This is a genomic window from Gillisella terrae, assembly GCF_004801395.1.
GTDB lineage: Bacteria > Pseudomonadota > Alphaproteobacteria > Rhizobiales > Rhizobiaceae > Allorhizobium > Allorhizobium terrae.
In genome coordinates, this window is the sequence record NZ_SSOA01000003.1 from 404,605 (window position 1) to 424,338 (window position 19,734).

The following is a 19,734-nucleotide window of genomic DNA, read 5'->3' on the forward strand; positions in this document are numbered from 1 at the left end:
ATAAAACGCACGGCGCTGTAATGTTCATGCAAACGACTTTAGCGGACGGCGATGTCGCGCGGGATTCCATTGTGGGCCAAGGCCTTGAACACGGTGGAAACAATGCCCTTGGAATCAAGCCCGGCTTGTTGATACATCACTTCGGGCTTTGCCTGATCAACCCAGGCATCGGGCAGGGCAAGGCTTCGGATTTTCAAGCCGTGGTCGAGCAGGCCTTCATTGCTCAATAAGTGCAAGACTTGCGCGCCAAAGCCGCCAATGGCACCTTCTTCTACCGTCACCAGCACTTCATGATGGCGAGCCAGTTGGCGGATCAGATCAACATCCAGCGGCTTGGCAAAGCGTGCATCGACAACGGTGGTGGAGAGGCCCGCAGCATCAAGGTCTTCAGCGGCCAAAAGACAGTCTGCCAGGCGCGTTCCCAGAGAGAGAAGGGCGACTTTGCTGCCTTCCTTCATCATCCGGCCCTTGCCGATTTGCAGGATTTCGCCACGCTCAGGCATGACAACGCCCACCCCTTCACCACGCGGGTAGCGGAAGGAAATCGGACCATCATCATAGGCGGCAGCGGTGCGCACCATATGTTTCAGCTCGGCCTCATCGGCGGCGGCCATGACCACAAAACCGGGAAGGCTTGCCAGAAAGCCGACATCAAACGAGCCAGCATGGGTCGGCCCATCGGCCCCCACGAAGCCTGCGCGGTCAATAGGAAAGCGCACCGGCAGACCCTGAATGGCCACATCATGCACCACCTGATCATAGCCGCGCTGCAAAAACGTTGAATAGAGCGCGCAAAATGGCTTGTAGCCTTCAGCGGCCAGGCCTGCGGCAAAGGTCACTGCATGTTGTTCGGCAATGCCGACATCAAAGGTGCGCTCAGGAAAGATGTCGTGCAGCTTATCCAACCCGGTGCCGGATGGCATGGCGGCGGTGATGCCGACAATCTTGTCATCATGACGGGCTTCTTCCACCAGCGCATCGGCAAACACCGCAGTGTAGCTTGGTGCATTGGGCTTGGCCTTGGCCTGCGCTCCGGTGATGACATCGAATTTATTGACACCGTGGTATTTGTCGGCGGCGGCTTCTGCGGGCGCATAGCCCTTGCCCTTTTGCGTCACCACATGGATCAGCACCGGGCCTTTGCTGTTGTCGCGCACATTGCGCAGCACCGGCAACAGATGATCAAAGGAGTGACCATCAATCGGGCCAATGTGGTAAAAGCCCATTTCTTCAAACATCGTGCCGCCCGTGACATAGCCGCGCGCATGTTCAACGGCGCGGGTGATGGCGCGGTCGATGTTCTTGCCCAAATAGGCCGTCAGTTTTTTGCCAATCTCGCGCATACCCATATAGGTGCGGCCAGAGGCAAGACGGGCCAGATAGGCGCTCATGGCCCCGGTGGGCGGCGCAATCGACATGTCATTATCGTTGAGAATGACAATCAGCCGCGCATCCAGCGCACCGGCATTGTTCAGCGCCTCAAAAGCCATGCCAGCCGACATGGCACCGTCGCCAATCACGGCAATCACGTTGCGATCCGTCTTGCCAAGCTCGGCGGCCACAGCCATGCCAAGGCCTGCCGAAATCGAGGTGGAGGAGTGGGCCGCACCAAAGGGATCATATTCGCTCTCAGTGCGCTTGGTGAAGCCCGAAAGCCCACCTTCTTGCCGCAACGTGCGAATGCGATCACGGCGACCCGTGAGGATTTTATGGGGATAGCATTGATGGCCGACATCAAAAATCAGCCGGTCATCGGGCGTATTGAACACCTTATGGATGGCAATGGTCAGTTCTACCACGCCAAGACCCGCCCCCAGATGACCACCGGTGACCGAGACAGCATCAATCATTTCGTCGCGCAATTCGCGGGCGAATTGAGGAAGATCCTTATCGTCAATCTCACGCAGATCGGACGGGAAGGTTACTTGATCGAGCAGCGGTGTGTTCAGCTTCGATGTCACAGGCTCCGGCCTCTTCAGTGCTTGTCAGGGAAAGGTGGGACCCGGCTTTCTCCGACAAACGAAAATAAAAGAATCGAGAAATTGTCTGGCTTAACGTGTTGCGTGACAATCTCTCCAATGGTGTTCAGCCGATGCTGTTTCGCCCGGCTCAGTGCTTTGCAAGGCCAGAACAAAACTATCAGGCTGTTTTGAGGCTTTGGTTCAGCCTCGCAGCATTTGACGTTATATAGGCGCTAAATCTGCGAGGGAAAAGGGTCAAACATGTGCGCCGGTTGTGGTGGGCTTATGCGCCATCCAAAGGCTCGGTGCCAGCGGGCTTGCCAGCACGGTCCAGCCGGATTTTCTCAATGCGGTTTTCGGCAGCCGACAGCAGGGTTTCGCAATGTTTTTTCAAAAGCTCACCGCGCTCGTAGATGGCAATGGATTCATCCAGCGCCACATCGCCACGTTCCAGCCGTGCCACAATGCTTTCCAACTCAGCCACCGCTTTTTCAAAAGAATAGGCGGACAAATCAGCCGCAGCCGTGGTTTCAGTCATACTCAACCCTTCATCAATCTCGAAATATGCATGCCAGCCGACTCAGCCAAGCCTTCCAGATCATAGCCGCCTTCCAGCAGGCTGACGACCCGGTTTTTGGCAAAACGGTCGGCCACTTCCATCAAACGGCCGGTGGCCCAGTCAAAATCCTCCCCCACCAGATTGATCTGGGCCAGGGGATCACGGTGATGGGCATCAAAACCCGCAGAAATCAAGATCAGGTCGGGCGAAAAGTCATTCAGCGCCGTCAAAATGCGCGATTTAAACGCCTCGCGGAAATGATCAGAGCCGGAGTTCTCCGACAGGGGCGCATTGACAATGGTGTTGTGCGCACCCGTTTCGTCCTTTTTGCCGGTCCATGGATAAAGCGGCATCTGATGGGTGGAACAGAACAGCACGGAGGGGTCATCCCAGAAAATATCCTGGGTGCCATTGCCGTGATGCACGTCCCAATCCACAATCGCCACACGCTCAACCCCATGCACCTTTTGCGCATGGCGGGCGGCAATGGCAACGGTGTTGAACAGGCAAAAGCCCATAGCCTTGCTCTTCTCGGCATGGTGGCCGGGTGGCCGACCGGCCACAAACACATTGTCGGCCTTGCCGGTCATCACATCATCCACCGCCGCCATGGCCCCGCCAATGGCAGTGAGCGCACATTGCAGGCTCTTTTGCGAGGCGTAAGTGTCGGCCTCCAGCTGGTTGATGCGGTCCTCTTCTTCCGGAATTTGCCGCATGACGGCAATAAAATGCTCTTCGGGATGCGCCAGCATCACGGCGTCTTCATTGGCCTGCGGGGCTTGATGGCGCTCAAGGGCCGAAAAATTGGGATGTTCAAGCGCAATATTGAGCGAGCGCAAGCGGTCGGCGCGTTCGGGATGGCCTTTGGGGGTGTTATGATCCAGAAACAGCGGATTTTCATAGAGCCGTGTGGTCATGGGAGATCCTCTTGCCGAGCGGGCCATGGTGATGGCAGGCGTTTTACCTGTCTCTTGCGCACTGGTCCAGTCATCGTCCAGCCAAAGCGCCGGTTGCTTGTTCTGCGCCTGTCTTTCTGTCTAAATAGGCGTTTGTGTGGTGAGGGGAACCGCGATGGTGAAAAAAGAGCGTGATGATGTCATGGAAACGGTGGTGGGCTTGCGCGATGCAGGTGTGACGGGCCGCATGAACAACAGCGCACTTTTGGCCCTTGCAGAAGAAGCGCTGGCGCGCTTTTGGCAAGCGCGCCCGACCATGGAGAATGAACCGGATTTTCGCCCGACAAAATTCGAATGTCGTCTTTATGGTGCCCTCAAACCCGGCGATCTTTTGCGCTTTACCGTGACAGTCGATAAAATCGGCGGCAAATCCGCAGGCTTTGCCGTGGCCGTGGAATGCAACAAGGCCCACGCCGCCGACATCGAAATTGTCTGGACCGCCGTTCATCCGCAAACGGCAGAGCCTGTCGCTCTGCCAGAAGAATTGCGCGACTGGCTCTATCAATATTTGCCGTAAATCCAAATCTATCCAAGCGCGTTATGGATGATGGTTTCCAGTATTGTGAACTGCGGATCGGTATCATCAAGCTTGTCACGCGCCGCCTCAAGCGTGATCAGACATTTCCATAAGGCCCAGCCACGCCCGCGTTGCCAAGTCTTGTGATCGAGGGGCAGGGCTTCATGAAAACGCTGCCTGCTGTTGTCTTCCAAAAACGTCCAGGCAATGGCAAGGTCGCAGGCCGGATCGCCGATGCCCATTAAGCCAAAATCGATCACAGCGCTCAGTGCTCCGTTTGTTATTAACAAATTTCCCGGTGCGACGTCGCCATGCAGCCAGACGGCGGGGGATTGCCATTGGCTGGATAGTGCCGCCTCCCAAATTTTGCTAGCCGCTTCAGCATCGATCCTGTCTTTCAGCGCGGCAATGGCCTTTCGGGTTTCAAGATCATACCTCACCAGTGAACCGCCGCGGTAAAAGTTGTGTGGTCCAGCCTCAGGGCCGTTCGATGCATCAATCTTGTACAGTGTGCTCAGAAAACCCGCCAAATCTTCTGCAAAGCGACAAGGATCATCAACCTTGCCGCACTCAGCGGTTTCGCCTTCAAGCCAGCCATAGATGCCAAATGGGTGGGGGAAATCGGCACTGGCCGCAGCAAGAGCAATGGCATCGGGAATTGGCAGTGGCAGGAGCGGTGCCAGATAGGGCAGGTAAATCTGCTCTTTTTGCACCTGTGCGGCGTAGCCTGCCGCGCTGGGCAGGCGAATAACCATTCTATCCCCAAGCCGGAAGCTGAAATGATCCCAGCCGCCGGGTACAATAGGCGTGACGCTTAAATCCAGCCATTGGGGAAACTGCGCGGCAATCAGGCTGCGAACCAGATCCCCAGAGAGCATGCGTCTGTCTTCCACTATCCTATCACCTTTCAGAGTGTGGTGACATCATAGTTGAAAAGGATGACAGCAATTTCAAGCCCGCTTCGGCAGCAGGGGATAGCCGACCATCACGGCGCGGGCGGCAAGCGTTGCGATGGCGGCTTTGAGCAGATCGCCGGGAAGAAAGGCAAGCGAGCCGATCAGCACTTTGTCAAAGGGTGTGCCGGTGACCATGGAGACCCAAGGCATGCCGCAGGCATAGACCACGCCAATGCCGCCAATCACGGAGGCTGCGAAAAAGCCAGCCATTTGCAAAGGCGTGGATTGGCTGTTGCGCACCAGCCGCTCTGCCAGAAAGCCGGTGACGAAAGCGCCGATGATCCAGCCAAAAATATAGCCGCCGGTGACGCCCATCAGCACATGCAGCCCGCCATTGCCGCCCGCCAGCACCGGCAGGCCCATGGCAACCAGCACCACCAGCAGGGCGTAGGAAAGGGCTCCACGCTTGGCACCAATGATGCAACCCGCCAGCATGACGCCCATGGATTGCGCTGTGATGGGCACCGGAATGAAGGCAAGCGTAACCGGCGGGATCAAGCCCAGCACAATAACGATGGCGGTAAACAGGGCGGTCAGCACGAGGTCTCTGGTTGTCATGAAATATCTCCACGTGGAAATTGATAGTTTCCCAGTTTATAGATTATTTCGATTTAGTGCCCGCGAATGTCGCGGGCGTCAATAGCCTCGGCAATAGAATCTGCTTCTTTCAAGGTCAGGATAATCAGGGGTCCGATCATTTTTAGCGGGTGCACGGGGAGGCCGCGGGCTTTGTGGGCGTCTTTTAAGGCCTGATAGCGATTGGCAATATCCGGCACAAAGCGCAGCACAAGCCCCAGCGCCAGGCTGACATCGGCGGCTTTTAGAAGGCCCAGCCGTTCCAGTGGCATCAGCAAAACGTGCAGGGCTGCCATAAAGCTGGCAATGCTGGTTGTGGCGGTAACCGTTGCGGCCAGAAACACCACGGCCAGCAGTCGCAGGCTGCTGACCAGAGCATCGAAGGGGGTAAGCACCACGGCATTGAAGATGGCAAACAGTCCAATGGTGATGACAATCGGGCGAATGCGCCGAAAAGACTGTTTGAACCCGAGTCCCACAGAGATATAGAGCGCGCCGGACAGGATGACGGCGATTGCTTGCACCCAGATGGACGATAAAAGCGCAAGTATAATGCTGGTGAGGAGCAGGATTGTCAGCTTCGTAAAGGTTGAAAGCCGGTGAAAGGGCGTGTTGCCCTCAACGTAAAGGCTGGTCATCATGTTACAAGATTCCGATAAAACGCGGTGGCTTCGCCAGCATTGCCATCAAACACCAGTCGCGCCTGATCAAACACCAGAACACGATCAAACTCTGCCACAAATTCAAGATCATGGCTGATCACCAGAGCATTCTCTTCCAGCCCGCGAATAGTGCTGGCCACCTTGAGCTGGTTTCGCAAGTCGAGCTGATTGGTGGGTTCGTCAAAAATCACCAGCTGAGGTTTTGTCACCAGCACGGCGGCAAGGGCTGCCAGTTGCAACTCGCCGCCCGACAGCTCATGGGGGCGTCGATGGAGAAGATGGGCAATGCCCAGTCGCTCCACCACGGGCGCAATGGCAGCCTCAAGAGCCGCACCCTTTAGGCCCCGCGCTTTAGGCCCCATGGCAATATCATCGCCAATCAGTGGCAGGATGATCTGGTTGGCCGGATTTTGGAAGATGAAGCCGGTGCGCGACAAAACCGCTTTGGCATCTTTGACCGTATCCAATCCATCCAGCGTTACCTGACCGGCAGTTGGCTTGATCAAGCCATTGATCAGGCGGGCAAAGGTCGATTTTCCTGATCCATTCAGGCCAATCACACCAATGCGCCTTTCGCTCAGCGTGAGTGTCAGCGGCTCCAGCGCCACACGGCCATCAAAGGCAACTGTGGCCTGTTCGAAGTGGATCTGCACGACGCGACTATCCTTTTGCATTTTGTCAAGTTCTACAACGGCAGCAGCGATAAAGGGAAATTATGTCTTTCCTGTTTACAGCCGCAACAGGCTTTGCTCCTATACACTGGTTATCCACCAAGGCAGACTTTGTTGGTGCACCAACGCTTCAACTGCTTATCTTGTTGTTGTGACGCAGTAACACTCTTAATCTGCTGCATAATTTTTCCTTAAATCGATTCCGATTTACGAAAAAAATTATGCAGTAGGTCAGAAAACCGGAGTCCACTTTTCCCCGACACACTCTCAGGAGCTGAATTTTGACATCAGATTTTTATCAGCCTGTCGATGCCGGTCTTATTCCTCGTTTTGCCGGGCCCGCCACGTTCATGCGCCTGCCGCTCTTAACTTCTGCCAAGGGGCTGGATATTGCCCTTGTCGGCATTCCATGGGATGGCGGCACCACCAATCGCGCCGGGGCCCGCCATGGCCCGCGTGAGCTTCGCAATCAATCCAGCCTGATGCGTAAGGTGCATCATGTCTCAAAAATTGAGCCATTTAAACTGGCCAATATTGCCGATGTTGGTGATATCACCGTCAACCCCATTGATCTGATGCTGGCGCTGAAGCAGATGGAAGACGGCATAGCCAATATTCTGGATGCTGGTGCTCTGCCGCTGATTGGCGGCGGCGATCATTTGACAACGCTGCCGGTGCTGCGGGCGGTGGCAAAATCCCGACCGGTTGGCCTCATCCATTTCGATGCCCATTCCGACACCAATGACAGCTATTTTGACGGCCAGCGCTTTACCCATGGCACACCGTTTCGCCGCGCCATTGAAGAGGGTCTGCTGGACCCGAAACGCATGGTGCAGATTGGCATTCGCGGCTCGCTCTACAGCGCCGATGAGCATGATTGGGCCAAAGAACAGGGCATTCGCATCATCTATATGGAAGAATTTACCCGCCGTGGCCCCGAGGATGTGATGGCGGAAGCCCGCGCCATTGCCGGTGACGGTGCCACCTATGTCAGCTTCGACATCGACAGCATTGACCCTTCCATGGCCCCCGGCACAGGCACGCCCGAAATCGGCGGCTTTTTGACCCGTGAGGCGCAGGCCATGGTGCGCCTGCTGGAGGGCGTCAACATCGTCGGTGCGGACGTGGTCGAGGTCGCGCCACCCTTTGATGTCGGCGGCATGACGGCCATTGCCGGGGCCACCATGATGTTCGAGCTGTTGTGCGTCATGGCAAAGCGGGTGGCAGACAGCCGGTAACCAGACCTCAACCCTTCGAAAAATGTCTCGAAGGGTTGACTTTTAGCCTTGAACAAAGAGTGAACATTATCTATCCTTTTCTCATGGCTCAGGTGATCGACAATCAAACGGCACGGCGGATTTTTATGGAGCGGCAGGGGCTCAGCCGCGCACCGGGCAAGGCTTTGTCGCGGCAAGGCCTGCTGGGGCTGATCCATGATCTCGGTTTTGTGCAGGTCGATAGCATTGGCACGGTCGAGCGCGCTCATCATCAGATTTTGTTTTCGCGCAACCAGACTTACAAGCGTGAGGATTTAACCGCACTTTTGGAGCAGGATCGTCTGCTGTTTGAGCATTGGACCCACGACGCCTCCATTCTGCCTGTGGCGTTTTTCCCCTATTGGAAACACCGTTTTGCCCGCGAAGAAAGCCGCATTCTGGAGCGCTGGCGCAAATGGCGTGAGCCGGGATTCGAAGCGGCCTTTGAGGAGACCTATCGGCGCATTGCTGACGGCGGCCCGGCCCTGTCACGAGAGCTGAAAGAGGGTGATCATAAATCCGGCGGCTGGTGGAATTGGCATCCGTCGAAAACTGCGCTGGAATTTCTGTGGCGCACCGGCAAGCTCACCATCCGAGGCCGTGAGAACTTTCAAAAAATCTATGATGTCAGTGAAAAATGCATTCCGCGCGATCATTTTGAGGCGGAAGTGAGCCATGCGGCTTTCCTGGATTGGGCCTGCCGCGAGGCACTGACGCGGTTGGGTTTTGCCACCTCCGGCGAAATCGCCGCCTTTTGGCATCTGGTCAGCCCGCAAGAGGCCAAACAATGGGTGGAAGATCATCGCGCCGAGCTTGAAGAGGTGATGATCATGCCCGCAAGTGGCGATAAGCCTCGGCCTTCATTTGCCCTTTGCGAACACATGCAGCACCTGCTGGCGGCCCCCGCACCGCCCAACCGCATTCGTGTGCTCAGCCCGTTTGATCCCCTGATCCGCGACCGGGCGCGCACCGAGCGCTTGTTTGGTTTTTTCTACCGAATCGAAGTGTTTGTGCCTGAGCCTAAGCGGGAATATGGCTATTACGTCTTTCCGCTGCTGGAAGGCGACCGCCTGATTGGCCGCATCGACATGAAAGCCAACCGAAAAGCGCAGACGCTGGATGTCAAACGCCTATGGCTGGAAAAAGGCGTGAAAGCATCGACCGGACGGTTGGAAAAACTGGATGCGGAATTGCAGCGGCTGGCAAAATTTACGGGCGTTGAGAAGGTGGTTTATGGGGAGGGCTGGGTTTAGAAGGCTGCTTCCACAGCGCCGTGCGCCATATGTGGCGCCGTCATCCCGCGTCCAATTCGGCTCGAAACCGCATCACCCAATCGCGATTGATGGCATCAGCCAGCTTTGCCACGCCCGGCACCACGCCATTGGCCGCATTGCCATCCAGACCCAGCGCTTCCAGAATAATCCGCACATGTCCAGCCGGATCGGCGGAGAGCGCATGATAGGTGATGCGAAGAGGCGCAATGCCTTGCTCTTCAAACCAGTTCTGCCAGCCGAGATCAAAAGCCGCAAACCGTTCATAGGTGGCGCGAATGTCTGCCGCATCATAAACCGGCTCTTTGGCAGGTGCGACCCGCTCCAGTTCGGTGCCATCCGGGGCGACATGCCACAGGCCGGTCTGTTCTGCCTTCACGCAGGAGACCGCTTGTTCCACTTTGTCCAAGCGTGTCAGATGAATAAACAAAGTACGCCCAAAGGCTGCCTCGACCCGCTCTCGATCATTGGCGTGGCCTGGATGCAGAATGCGAAGCTTTTCCATGAAAAAATCGAAACTATGCCTTTGCAAACGTAAACCAAACACGCCGGTATCAAGACTTCCCTTGGCTATAGCCGCCTGAAATATGGCCTCAAGCGTGTCGGTTTCCGAAAGGGTCGGCTCTAAATTGAGATTGAAAGAGGAAAGCCATTCGGAAAGGGATGGACGATGAAAATAAGACCCCGGATTGCCAGAGATGCCCGTCGCCGCCAACAGTTTACACAGCAAAGTGCTGCCACTTCGGGGCGAGGTGCAGATGATGTAGGACTGGTATTTCGCCATAGTTTGGTTTTCCAATGCAGTACAGGTCAAGTGCGAGCATGATCAGGAAATTTGAACTCTATTTTCAAAATATTACAATGGGATGGTGGGTTGGAAAATCTGCGGTCGTGCTTACCTTTAGCTCGGGTTTTTCAGAGATCATACAGCAAAGCGAATGGGTTGAAGATGTCAGAGCCGAACATATTGAGAATTTCAACCTTTTCAGAGAAGGGTGAGGGTGGCAATCCGGCAGGCGTTTTGATCGGAGCGGCCTTGCCTGACGTCACTGAGATGCAGAAGATTGCTGCCCATGTCGGTTACTCCGAAACCGTCTTTGCGGCTCCAACCGAAGACGGGTGGCGGGTTCGGTATTTCTCGCCCGAATCTGAGGTGCCATTTTGCGGTCATGCCACCATTGCCCTTGGTGCAGCTCTGGCGCTGACCAAGGGGCCGGGAATTTTTCCACTGATCCTCAACAACACGAGTATTACCGTAGAAGGGAGAAGCACAGGCGGCCTGTTGACAGCTGCGCTGCAATCACCGCCAACTCATAGTAGGGCAGCCACGCCTGAGCTTGTTGCAGATGTGATGGCGCTGTTTGGCTATTCCCACAATGATTTGGACCCGGCAATAGCGCCCGCACGCATCCATGGCGGTGCCGATCATATCGTCTTGCCATTGCGGTCGCGCGAGGCGCTTGCGGCCATGACCTATGACCTCGATGCCGGGCGTAAATTAATGCTCCGCGAAGGCTTGGTGACCATCTTGCTCGCCTACGCCGAAACACCACGCCTTTTTCACACCCGCAACCCCTTTGCCTCCGGCGGTGTCTATGAAGACCCAGCGACAGGCGCGGCAACGGCCGCTTTCGCGGGCTATCTGAGAGACATTGCCTGGCCACATGGTGGTTCTATAGAGATCATCCAAGGGGAGGATATGGGTATGCGCTCGCGTCTGCACGCAGACATTGGACCAACGCCGGGTAGTTCAATTCGGGTATCCGGTGAAGCACGCCTTATGGACTGACGGCGTAGACACCATTCTACCAAAGTTCATCGGACCCGACACATCCTCCCGTCATATCGGATGTCACCAATTGCAGGCCCTTGTCACCCAATCACATTTCCTGTCTTATCCGTCCGTACCTTTTCAAAATTCACTTTGGTGAGCCGCATATCCTTGTCGGCATAATGCACCACGTCATTGGGTGCGCGGGTGCCGACGACAAGATAAGTACAGTCCTGACTTGATCGATTTTCAAGGCAATGGCCAAGGGCAACGCCTGCCTTGAAAGTGGCGGTATCGCCGGGGTGCATCTCGGTTATGGTGTCGCCTTCATGCAGGGTGGCGGTGCCCGAGAGCATGTAGATCAACTCGTCTTCCTGCTCGTGCCAATGCTTGTGGGAGGAGCGCGATCCAGGTGGCAGTGTTTCCACACAGGCACCGAACTGCGTCAAGCCGCCCGCATCGCTCAAAAGCCTGGCTTGATAAGGGCCAAGCTCGGCATCGATGCCTTCACCCATCCAATGTTCCAGCTTTACGTCTTCAGGCCTGAAAATGGGCATGACCTATCCTATTGATGATCATGATCACAGAGCGCATGATCGGAGAGCGAGCGCAGCACATAGCATTGCTCGACCGTGTGGGAAGCGCAATTGGAGACGATGCGTTCCAGTTCGCTTTCCAGTTTTTTGAGTTGGGCAATTTTGCGCTGCACTTCCTGCAAATGCTCTTTGGCAATCAGGTCTGCGGTGGTGCAGGGGTCTTCGGGGTGGCTGCTGAGGGTGATGAGGTCGCGGATGGCATCGATGCTGAAGCCGAGGTCGCGCGCGTGGCGAATGAAGGTCAGGCGCTCCAGTTGCGCGCGGCCATAGCGTCTTTGATTGCCCTCGGATCGCTCTGGCGCGGGCATCAAACCCATCTGCTCGTAATAGCGAATGGTGGGCACTTTCACGCCCGCCCGTTTGGAAAGCTCACCAATACCGTACATCGCCGCCTCGTCTGTTCGTCTTTCCCACCAATATTGGTCTTGGCTGGCCGAATACAAGCAGAACTCGTGCGTTATATATGGGAGAGGCGCTGTAAACGCAAAAAGGGGGCATGCCGCCACATGCCCCTCTTTCGCATAGCCAACCAGATGGTGCGGCTATTCCTCGTCTGAATACATATATTCCATATACCGTGCCTCAACCCGTTGTGTTTGGGAGGCTATGGACGTGTCGTCAACTGTGTCTGTCGCCGTTTGCGCTTCTGCGCGCACGGGTGCAGATTTCTTGGCAGAGTCAATGCTCCACAAGGCGTTTGCCAGCGATGCCGAAAGCAGGGTGCCGGTGGAATTGCCACCTGCAGCGCGCGATCGGGGGGCAGTAACAGGTTCGGCGGCCACATCTTCAGCACGGGTAACGCCGTGGATGTAGCGGCTTTGATACTGCGAATTATTCAGGCTGCTGTCGATCCTCATCGCAGGCCCTCTTTCTGTTTGCTTCGTTAAAGCTTTGTTAACGATTGAAACTTGCGCGAAGCTTGCGTCATTTTTTGCTTGCCCGATCTGTGGTGCTTCGGGGAGGGGCGGTGTCCATATATAGCGTATATTAGATTTTTACTTCGAAATATGGTAATAAAATCATACTTTAAAATTGCATTTTCAAAACTTCGCTTTGTCAAGTTGCTGCAACGCGAAGGATTGTTGTCGAAAAATGCACAGAATGCTTGCGAGATTCTGTGCATTGACTGTCATGGCCCGGACTTCAGATTGAAGCGGGCTTGTTTTGGTGTGTTTGCTTTTGAAGTGCTTTCAAGCATTGCTCAAACGCGGTGAGGTCTGTGTAAAGCCCGTCAATGGCCGCGTTGTGAATGGCAATTGGCCCGCCGCGGCGCTCAACGCCCCCATGCAGCATCAGGTTTTCAATCATGTCAAAATTTTCTAGCGACATGCCGTCAGGCCCACGTTTGCGACCATCTTGCGCTTCGCGCACCTCGCCGTGGTAAAAATCAGCCGTGCGCGCATAATGGTTGTCAGCAATATTGGTATAGGCGGCCACCAGTTTGCCCTGCGCGCACATATAGCCCAGCTCGAAAGCAGTACCTGGGTCAGCGGCAATGCCGCGAAACGGCGTGAGATTGGCAATCACGCCATCGGCAGCATTCATCATGCCTTCATCGACGGCACTGATTTTCAGGCCAAACTCATGCAGGGTGGGTGCCGGTTCAATGGAAATGTCACCGGGACAAATCGGCTCAAATCCATAGCTACGCGTCATGGCGGCCTTGGCATCCAGAATCTCGCGGGCATTGGGCAAGAACACTTCAGGGCCTGCGAGGTAGAGCTTGAGCGGCATGGGAAGACTCCGAAACATTCAGGTGTGGGATCACTTTATGCCGTAGCAAGAGCAAAGGCAGACTTCATCCAAAATCAGCAACCATACACAGGTTTGACAAAACTGCCGTTTTGCAAGGGCGTTGACCTGTCTTGACAGGGATGCAAACACGGCCTAATCCAAGCAACGGTCTCAGACGCCTGCCGCTCGCAAACCTTAAGGTTTTGGTGAAGATCTGAACGGATACATCCATCTTTCCATCTGTGCTTTTCGTGCTGATGGGCAATGCGAGCCCCCTCTGAAGTCGCGAAACTGACATAAGAGGAACATGGAATGTCTTCAGACATAGTCCAAACAACATTGCTGGCAAAACAACATGGTGATGGTCGGTCAAAGGCCGCAATAGGCTGCTCTCTCATGCCGGGAGCAAGCCGATGATCAACAGATTGCCGAGCCGAGAGGCTGCCAAAAAGCAAGCCGCCACGCTGCGTGCGAGGTTGCACGCCGAAGGCCATGCGGTGTCGCACAGCAAGGCGTTGGAATTGATTGCCCGGCAACACGGGTTTCGGGACTGGAATACCCTGCATGCTGCCATTGGCAATCGTGTGCCGGTGGCCTGGCAGGTTGGTGATCGGGTGAGCGGTTTTTATCTTGGCCAGAAATTTGAGGCTGAGATTGTCACGGTCAGTCGGCAAGGGGAGGGGTGGTTTGCCCTCTCGCTTGCGCTGGATGAGGCCGTTGATGTTGTGACGTTCGACAGCTTTTCGGCTTTTCGAAAACGTGTGCGGGGCACCATAGGGCCGGATGGTCAAACCGTGGAAAAAACCTCGGATGGCCGCCCGCATCTTCAGCTTGATATGTGAGGAAAGGGCCACCGGGCAAACAGGCCCGGTGGCCCAATCATCACACAATCTCTGTGCTATTGATGCGGATGCCAAAGCCTTCGAGGCCAACATAATGGCGCTCGCGCGAGGCCATCAGCCTGATTGAGGTGACGCCGAGGTCTTTGAGGATTTGCGCGCCAAGGCCGATTTCCAGCCATTCGCTGTCGCGGGTCTGCGCTTCCTTATGGATTTCGCGATCATGCTTGCCTGCCCGCGCCGTGGTGGAAGCGCCAACGCCAACCGAGCCTTCGCGCAAATAGACAATGATGCCGCGGCCTTTTTCGGCAATGCGTTTCATGATGCCATCGATCTGGCAATTGGCTCCAAACACGTCTGCGGCCACATTTTCCAAATGCAGGCGCACCGGAATGTCATCGCCATCGCGAATGTCGCCAAACACCACGGCCAGATGCTGCATCGGATCCCATGGCAGGGAATAGGCATAGGCTTTTGCCGGACCATAGGGTGTTTCCACCGCAAAGCTGGTTTCCAGCTCGATCAGCGTTTCCTTGCGCTGGCGATAGGCAATCAGATCGGCAACCGAGACCTGTTTCAGCCCATGGGTTTCGGCAAAGGCCGACACTTGCGGGCCGCGCATGACGGTGCCATCGTCATTCACCAGTTCCGAGATGACGCCAATCGGTGGCAGATTGGCCAGGCGACACAGATCCACTGCCGCTTCCGTGTGGCCAGAGCGCATCAAAACGCCGCCTTCACGGGCAATCAGCGGAAAAATATGGCCGGGGCGCACAAAATCGGCAGGGCCAACATTGGGGTTGGCCAAATTGCGCACTGTCAAAGTGCGGTCGTCGGCAGAAATGCCGGTGGTGGTGCCGTGTTTGAAATCGACGCTAACCGTGAAGGCCGTGGTGTGGGCGCTGTCGTTCTCAGCCACCATGGCAGACAGGTTCAGGCGTTTGGCCTCTTCCTTGGGCATCGGCGTGCAGACAATGCCCGAGGTATGGCGCACAATGAAGGCCATTTTGTCGGGGGTACAATGCACGGCCGAGACAATCAGGTCGCCTTCATTTTCGCGGTCGTCATCATCCATCACCACCACGATTTCGCCAGCCTCGAAGGCCCGGATGGCGTCAACGACGCGCTTTTGCTCATAGCTCATGGCAACCCTCATTTCCTGTCGTGTTCATCAGCGCTCACCACGCATTTGTTATTTCAGCCGCCCCGTCTGGCCGCGATCGCGCAAATAGTGATCGGCCAGTGCGCAGGCAATCATCGCTTCACCGACGGGAACGGCGCGAATGCCAACGCAAGGGTCATGACGGCCCTTGGTGCGCACATCGACATTGTTGCCCTTGGCATCAATGGACTGACGCTCCGTGAGGATCGAAGAGGTTGGTTTGATGGCAAAGCGGGTGACAATCGGCTCACCTGTGGAAATGCCGCCCAGAATGCCGCCGGCGTGATTAGACAAAAACAGCGGTTTGCCATCATTGCCCATGCGCATTTGGTCGGCATTTTCCTCGCCGGTGATTTCGGCAGCGCCAAAGCCATTGCCAATTTCAACACCCTTGACGGCATTGATCGACATCAGAAGGGCGGCAATATCCTGATCCAGCTTGCCATAGATCGGTGCACCGAGACCCGCAGGCACACCCTCGGCAACCACTTCAATCACTGCACCGACAGAGGAGCCAGCTTTGCGGATGCCATCGAGATAGTCTTCCCACACGGGTACAATGTCCGCGTCAGGTGCAAAAAACGGGTTTTGGCCAACCTGATCCCAATCCCAATTGTCGCGATTGATCTTGTGTTTGCCAATCTGCACCAGCGCGCCGCGAATGGTCACGTTGGGCATCACCAGCCGGGCAATACCACCTGCGGCCACGCGCGCTGCCGTTTCGCGCGCTGACGAGCGCCCGCCGCCGCGATAATCGCGAATGCCATATTTCACGTCATAGGTAAAATCGGCATGGCCGGGGCGGTATTGCTGGGCAATCTCACCATAATCCTTGGAGCGTTGATCGGTGTTGTCGATCATCAGCGAAATCGGCGTGCCGGTGGTGATCAGGCTGCCATCTTCCTGCGGCATGACGCCGGAGAGCACCTTGACCAGATCATCCTCGCGCCGCTGAGTCACAAACCGCGATTGACCGGGCTTGCGCTTGTCGAGCCAGACTTGCAGGTCTTCCAGTGTGAATCTCAAACCCGGAGGGCATCCATCCACCACAGCACCCAAGGCCGGGCCGTGGCTTTCACCCCAGGTGGTGACGCGGAAGAGGTGACCGAAACTGTTATGCGACATGAATTACAACCAGATCAAGCGACGGGGTTTCCCCCTGTTTTATGGAGTGTCACTCTTACTGTATAATTTTTCAAACCGAAATCATTTTCGCGCATCCCGCAACAATTGCCGCCCTGATCAGCAGACGTGGTGCGGGCTTATGAGGCATGACGCTTGCTTTGCGACAGTGCAAAAGCGGCAAAATCATCAGAAGACAGCGCAGGCGCAAAGGCATAGCCTTGCAACAGATCGCAGCCGAGATCGCGTAGAATATCGGCATGGGCCTGTGTTTCGACCCCTTCTGCAATGGTGCCAACGCCCAGAGACCGGGCAATCTCGATGATGGATTTGACCAAAGCGCGCTCGCGGTCAGACTCGATAATCGGCATCACCAATTGCCGGTCGATTTTCAAACGCTTCGGTTTGATCTTGAGCAGGCTGATCATCGAGGTATGGCCGGTGCCAAAATCATCAATTTCCACATCAATCCCCAGCTCTTTGATAGTTTTGATGTTGGAGGTGATCGTCTCGTCATTGTCGTCAAGAAAGATGGATTCCACCAGCTCAAACGCAATGGAGCCTGGCGTGATGCTCAATCCTTTCAGGCTCTCAACGAGATTGGTGTCATGCAGGCGCTTTGATGACACGTTCACTGAAATTTTCGGCACAATAATGCCGGATGCGGTCCAGCGCATGCGGTCGCGCAATGAGCAATCCAGCACGATCTTGTCAATCTGCGCCATGATGCTGAGATCCTCGGCCACCTTCAAAAAAGAAATGGTTGGCAACAGGCCGCGTTCCGGGTGCTGCCAACGCACCAGTGCTTCCGCACCAATCAACTGCATGGTGTTGGCGCAAAATTGTGGCTGGTAGAATGCCGTGATTTCATCCCGCTCCAGCGCGGTCAGCAACTCGTCGGCAACCCGCCGTGAGGTGACAATATTGGCTTGCAGGCTTTCAGTGAAGAACTCATAGCGATTTCGGCCTTTGCGCTTGGCCTCATAGAGCGCAAGGTCGGCATCAATCAGAATTTTTCGTGCATCCGCTTTGGCAGCCTTGGAAGCCGCAATGCCGATGGAGACGCCGAAACGGCAGGTAAATCCTTCAAAATCATAAGGAATATTCATTTCCTTGATAATCCGGGAGGCCAGATCAGCAGCAGTTTGCTCATCAACCACATCGCGCAGCAGCACCACAAATTCGTCACCGCCAATCCGGGCTACCAGATCGGTGTGGTTGACGTGACGGTTCAGCACCTCTGCCGCATTGACCAGCATGGCATCGCCTGCCGCATGGCCCAAAGTGTCGTTGATTTCCTTGAAACGGTCGAGATCCAGATGCAGAATGGTAAAGCGAGGACGCCCTACCTTGGCAAGAGCTGTCAAGGCGTCCAGCTCGCGGTCAAATTTGCGGCGATTGGCAAGCCCTGTCAGCGGATCGTGCAAGGCATTGTATTCAATGCGGTTCTTGGTCAGCTCCAGCTCTATGTTGCGGGCTTCCGCCTCGGCTTTGGCATTGCGCAATTCTTCGGTCAAAAGCACGTCTGCGGTCACGTCAAAGCTGACGCCACTCAGCTTTCGGCCGCCACTTCGGTCAACGCGCAATTGGCCAATCGAGCGCACGTAGCGAATTGTGCCACCCTTCAGCAGAACGCGATGGGTGCCGTCAATGCGGGTTCCTTCTTCTGTTGCCGCTCTGGCCGCTTCCAGAATCTCAGGCACGTCTTGTGGATGGACACTTTGCAGCCACTCGGTTTCTGTCACGTAAGGCCCGTTTGGCTGCACGTTGTACAATTGATACATGCGCTCATCCCAAACGGTGCGCATCGTTGAAAAATCATGTTGCCAGACCCCGCAGGTAAAGGAATCAAGCGCCAGCTCAAACCGTTCTGAGAGTTCTTCAAGCTGCTGCTCGCGCGCGGAGAGATCGTCCAGTGCCAGTTCCAGCTCGGCATTCTTGATGTCAGCCCCTTCCTTGGCGGCACGCAAATCGTCCTGCATGACTACATCGGAGGTAATATCCAGCAAAATTCCAGTAACACGTCCGGGGGAAGTCTGTTCGTTTCCGGTTTGATTGGAATAGGCTCCAACGGAGCGGATATGTCGCTTGCTCCCATCTTGCAGCACAATACGATATTCTTCCACAACCGCCTTGTCGCTTTCGCGGCAGCGCAAAAGGTGTTGCTCAACCTTGCTGCGGTCATTGGGGTGAACGGCCGTAAGCCAGCTGTTTAAATCATGCGTGTTGGCATGAACCGCGCTCAATCCATGCAATTGCGTTGCGCGGCTGTCGTGGCGGATGGTATTATCACCGTCGTCCAGCTCCCATATGCCAATGTTTGAACTGTTCATGGCCAGCTCAAATCGTTTGGCCAGAATGCGGTGGCGCTCCTGCGTCAATTTGAGGTTTTGTCTGTTGCGATTGCGCTCCACCAACAAAAGGGCAATGCTGGAAAAGATTGTTGCAAGCGCCAGTCCCACAGCGACAAGCGTGAGCCGGAAGGCGTCGGTGTCCGGTCCTGCACCGCTCCAGCCTCCCTTTGGGCGGGCGATCAGGTGCAAAGAGCCATTCGCGAGCGGAATGTTGCGGCTCTCCACCACATCATCCGCCAGTTCAGCCGGTCCCCACAGCGGAAGGGTGGTGCCATCGGCGTCGTTAGCCAGCCGGGTGCCGACCAGAATGTCCAGCGGGGGTGATGCATGCGATTGCAGGTCTGTTCTGTGTTTCAACGCATTGGCAACGAATGTCGAACCATCGAGAATGGCACGGACAATCGTGCGATGATGCGCGGCGTTGGCGGGTGAGATAGCGTCCAGTTGCAGCTTGCCATTGGGCAGAATTCGAACGCCCGGTGTTTCTGGCGCGGTGACAATGGCTGGAGCTCCCGATTCGGAGGTTGGCGTTTCGGAGGTTGGAGTTTCCGAGTTCGGACTGGTGGCGTCGCGCGCCCATTTCCTCTCGTTGCCATTATCCTCAATCATCGAGATAGAGAGAAAATGCGGATTGCTCTGCAAGATCGCGCTGTTCAGCCTGTCGGCATCAAGCGCCAAAGAGTCAGTGACGCCAGTTGTGGCGCTGGCCAAATCCGAGAGAGTTGCCAAATTCCGGTCAATATAAACGGAAAGGAGCGATTCAACCTCGAT

20 protein-coding genes are annotated in these 19,734 nt (G+C 55.7%); 5 read left to right on the forward strand and 15 right to left on the reverse strand.

The genetic code is table 11. The features are described 5' to 3' along the window. Positions 1–38: 38 nt before the first annotated feature. The 3 genes from dxs to E6C51_RS09085 form a co-directional block, all read right to left on the reverse strand. A complete protein-coding gene (gene dxs / locus E6C51_RS09075) occupies positions 39–1,961 on the reverse strand; it encodes a 1-deoxy-D-xylulose-5-phosphate synthase (protein WP_146931440.1) in 1,923 nt (640 codons plus the stop codon). Between the two features lie 283 nt (positions 1,962–2,244). Then, positions 2,245–2,499 (reverse strand): exodeoxyribonuclease VII small subunit, encoded by a 255-nt coding sequence (locus E6C51_RS09080; protein WP_075638658.1) that lies wholly within the window; start codon positions 2,497–2,499, stop codon positions 2,245–2,247. A gap of 2 nt (positions 2,500–2,501) precedes the next feature. Then, positions 2,502–3,437: a histone deacetylase family protein gene (locus E6C51_RS09085; RefSeq protein WP_190235722.1), complete on the reverse strand. Its 936-nt coding sequence runs from the start codon at positions 3,435–3,437 to the stop codon at positions 2,502–2,504. Positions 3,438–3,591: 154 nt separating this feature from the next. Here E6C51_RS09085 and E6C51_RS09090 point away from each other — a divergent pair, with 154 nt between their 5' ends. Then, the gene (locus tag E6C51_RS09090; RefSeq protein ID WP_190235723.1) at positions 3,592–3,993 is read left to right on the forward strand and encodes an acyl-CoA thioesterase; all 402 of its coding nucleotides are present in this window, start codon (positions 3,592–3,594) and stop codon (positions 3,991–3,993) included. 8 nt (positions 3,994–4,001) lie between these two features. Here the strand turns inward: E6C51_RS09090 and E6C51_RS09095 are convergent, their stop codons facing one another. From E6C51_RS09095 to E6C51_RS09110, 4 genes are read right to left on the reverse strand one after another with little or no spacing between them, the layout of a single operon-like run. Next, positions 4,002–4,886 (reverse strand): aminoglycoside phosphotransferase family protein, encoded by an 885-nt coding sequence (locus tag E6C51_RS09095; protein ID WP_210234991.1) that lies wholly within the window; start codon positions 4,884–4,886, stop codon positions 4,002–4,004. A gap of 57 nt (positions 4,887–4,943) precedes the next feature. Further along, positions 4,944–5,507, reverse strand: a complete 564-nt coding sequence (locus E6C51_RS09100; protein ID WP_146931432.1) for a biotin transporter BioY — start codon at positions 5,505–5,507, stop codon at positions 4,944–4,946. A gap of 53 nt (positions 5,508–5,560) precedes the next feature. Beyond that, positions 5,561–6,163 (reverse strand): energy-coupling factor transporter transmembrane component T family protein, encoded by a 603-nt coding sequence (locus E6C51_RS09105; protein WP_190235790.1) that lies wholly within the window; start codon positions 6,161–6,163, stop codon positions 5,561–5,563. Continuing rightward, the gene (locus tag E6C51_RS09110; protein WP_190235724.1) at positions 6,163–6,840 is read right to left on the reverse strand and encodes an energy-coupling factor ABC transporter ATP-binding protein; all 678 of its coding nucleotides are present in this window, start codon (positions 6,838–6,840) and stop codon (positions 6,163–6,165) included. Before E6C51_RS09110 ends, E6C51_RS09105 begins: the two co-directional genes overlap by 1 nt. Before the next feature lie 368 nt (positions 6,841–7,208). Here E6C51_RS09110 and speB point away from each other — a divergent pair, with 368 nt between their 5' ends. After that, positions 7,209–8,096: an agmatinase gene (speB, locus tag E6C51_RS09115; RefSeq protein ID WP_407920792.1), complete on the forward strand. Its 888-nt coding sequence runs from the start codon at positions 7,209–7,211 to the stop codon at positions 8,094–8,096. A gap of 83 nt (positions 8,097–8,179) precedes the next feature. After that, the gene (locus tag E6C51_RS09120) at positions 8,180–9,367 is read left to right on the forward strand and encodes a winged helix-turn-helix domain-containing protein (RefSeq protein ID WP_146932679.1); all 1,188 of its coding nucleotides are present in this window, start codon (positions 8,180–8,182) and stop codon (positions 9,365–9,367) included. Between the two features lie 40 nt (positions 9,368–9,407). Here E6C51_RS09120 and E6C51_RS09125 read toward each other — a convergent pair whose 3' ends face one another. Beyond that, entirely contained in the window at positions 9,408–10,169 is a 762-nt protein-coding gene (locus tag E6C51_RS09125; protein WP_190235726.1) for a Stf0 family sulfotransferase, read from the reverse strand. A 165-nt stretch (positions 10,170–10,334) separates the two neighbouring features. Here E6C51_RS09125 and E6C51_RS09130 point away from each other — a divergent pair, with 165 nt between their 5' ends. After that, positions 10,335–11,174 (forward strand): PhzF family phenazine biosynthesis protein, encoded by an 840-nt coding sequence (locus tag E6C51_RS09130; protein WP_190235727.1) that lies wholly within the window; start codon positions 10,335–10,337, stop codon positions 11,172–11,174. Positions 11,175–11,257: 83 nt separating this feature from the next. On the opposite strand, the gene E6C51_RS09135 is transcribed toward E6C51_RS09130, so the two are convergent. From E6C51_RS09135 to E6C51_RS09150, 4 genes are all read right to left on the reverse strand, one after another. Beyond that, entirely contained in the window at positions 11,258–11,713 is a 456-nt protein-coding gene (locus tag E6C51_RS09135) for a cupin domain-containing protein (protein ID WP_190235728.1), read from the reverse strand. Positions 11,714–11,721: 8 nt separating this feature from the next. Then, positions 11,722–12,138 carry a MerR family transcriptional regulator gene (locus E6C51_RS09140; RefSeq protein ID WP_190235729.1) on the reverse strand — a complete coding sequence of 139 codons (417 nt, stop codon included), beginning with the start codon at positions 12,136–12,138 and terminating at the stop codon, positions 11,722–11,724. A gap of 156 nt (positions 12,139–12,294) precedes the next feature. Then, positions 12,295–12,609 carry a hypothetical protein gene (locus E6C51_RS09145; RefSeq protein ID WP_146931411.1) on the reverse strand — a complete coding sequence of 105 codons (315 nt, stop codon included), beginning with the start codon at positions 12,607–12,609 and terminating at the stop codon, positions 12,295–12,297. A 286-nt stretch (positions 12,610–12,895) separates the two neighbouring features. After that, the gene (locus E6C51_RS09150) at positions 12,896–13,486 is read right to left on the reverse strand and encodes a nucleoside 2-deoxyribosyltransferase (RefSeq protein WP_146931408.1); all 591 of its coding nucleotides are present in this window, start codon (positions 13,484–13,486) and stop codon (positions 12,896–12,898) included. 413 nt (positions 13,487–13,899) lie between these two features. On the opposite strand from E6C51_RS09150, the gene E6C51_RS09155 reads away from it, so the two are divergent. Further along, the gene (locus tag E6C51_RS09155) at positions 13,900–14,328 is read left to right on the forward strand and encodes a glyoxalase superfamily protein (RefSeq protein ID WP_190235730.1); all 429 of its coding nucleotides are present in this window, start codon (positions 13,900–13,902) and stop codon (positions 14,326–14,328) included. Positions 14,329–14,368: 40 nt separating this feature from the next. Here E6C51_RS09155 and ribB read toward each other — a convergent pair whose 3' ends face one another. The 3 genes from ribB to E6C51_RS09170 all read right to left on the reverse strand — a co-directional run bounded on the left by ribB (position 14,369) and on the right by E6C51_RS09170 (position 19,692). Then, entirely contained in the window at positions 14,369–15,469 is a 1,101-nt protein-coding gene (gene ribB / locus E6C51_RS09160; RefSeq protein WP_146931402.1) for a 3,4-dihydroxy-2-butanone-4-phosphate synthase, read from the reverse strand. 48 nt (positions 15,470–15,517) lie between these two features. Then, the gene (aroC, locus tag E6C51_RS09165) at positions 15,518–16,612 is read right to left on the reverse strand and encodes a chorismate synthase (RefSeq protein ID WP_146931399.1); all 1,095 of its coding nucleotides are present in this window, start codon (positions 16,610–16,612) and stop codon (positions 15,518–15,520) included. A 137-nt stretch (positions 16,613–16,749) separates the two neighbouring features. Further along, a complete protein-coding gene (locus E6C51_RS09170; protein ID WP_230987156.1) occupies positions 16,750–19,692 on the reverse strand; it encodes a bifunctional diguanylate cyclase/phosphodiesterase in 2,943 nt (980 codons plus the stop codon). Between the last annotated feature and the right edge of the window lie 42 nt (positions 19,693–19,734).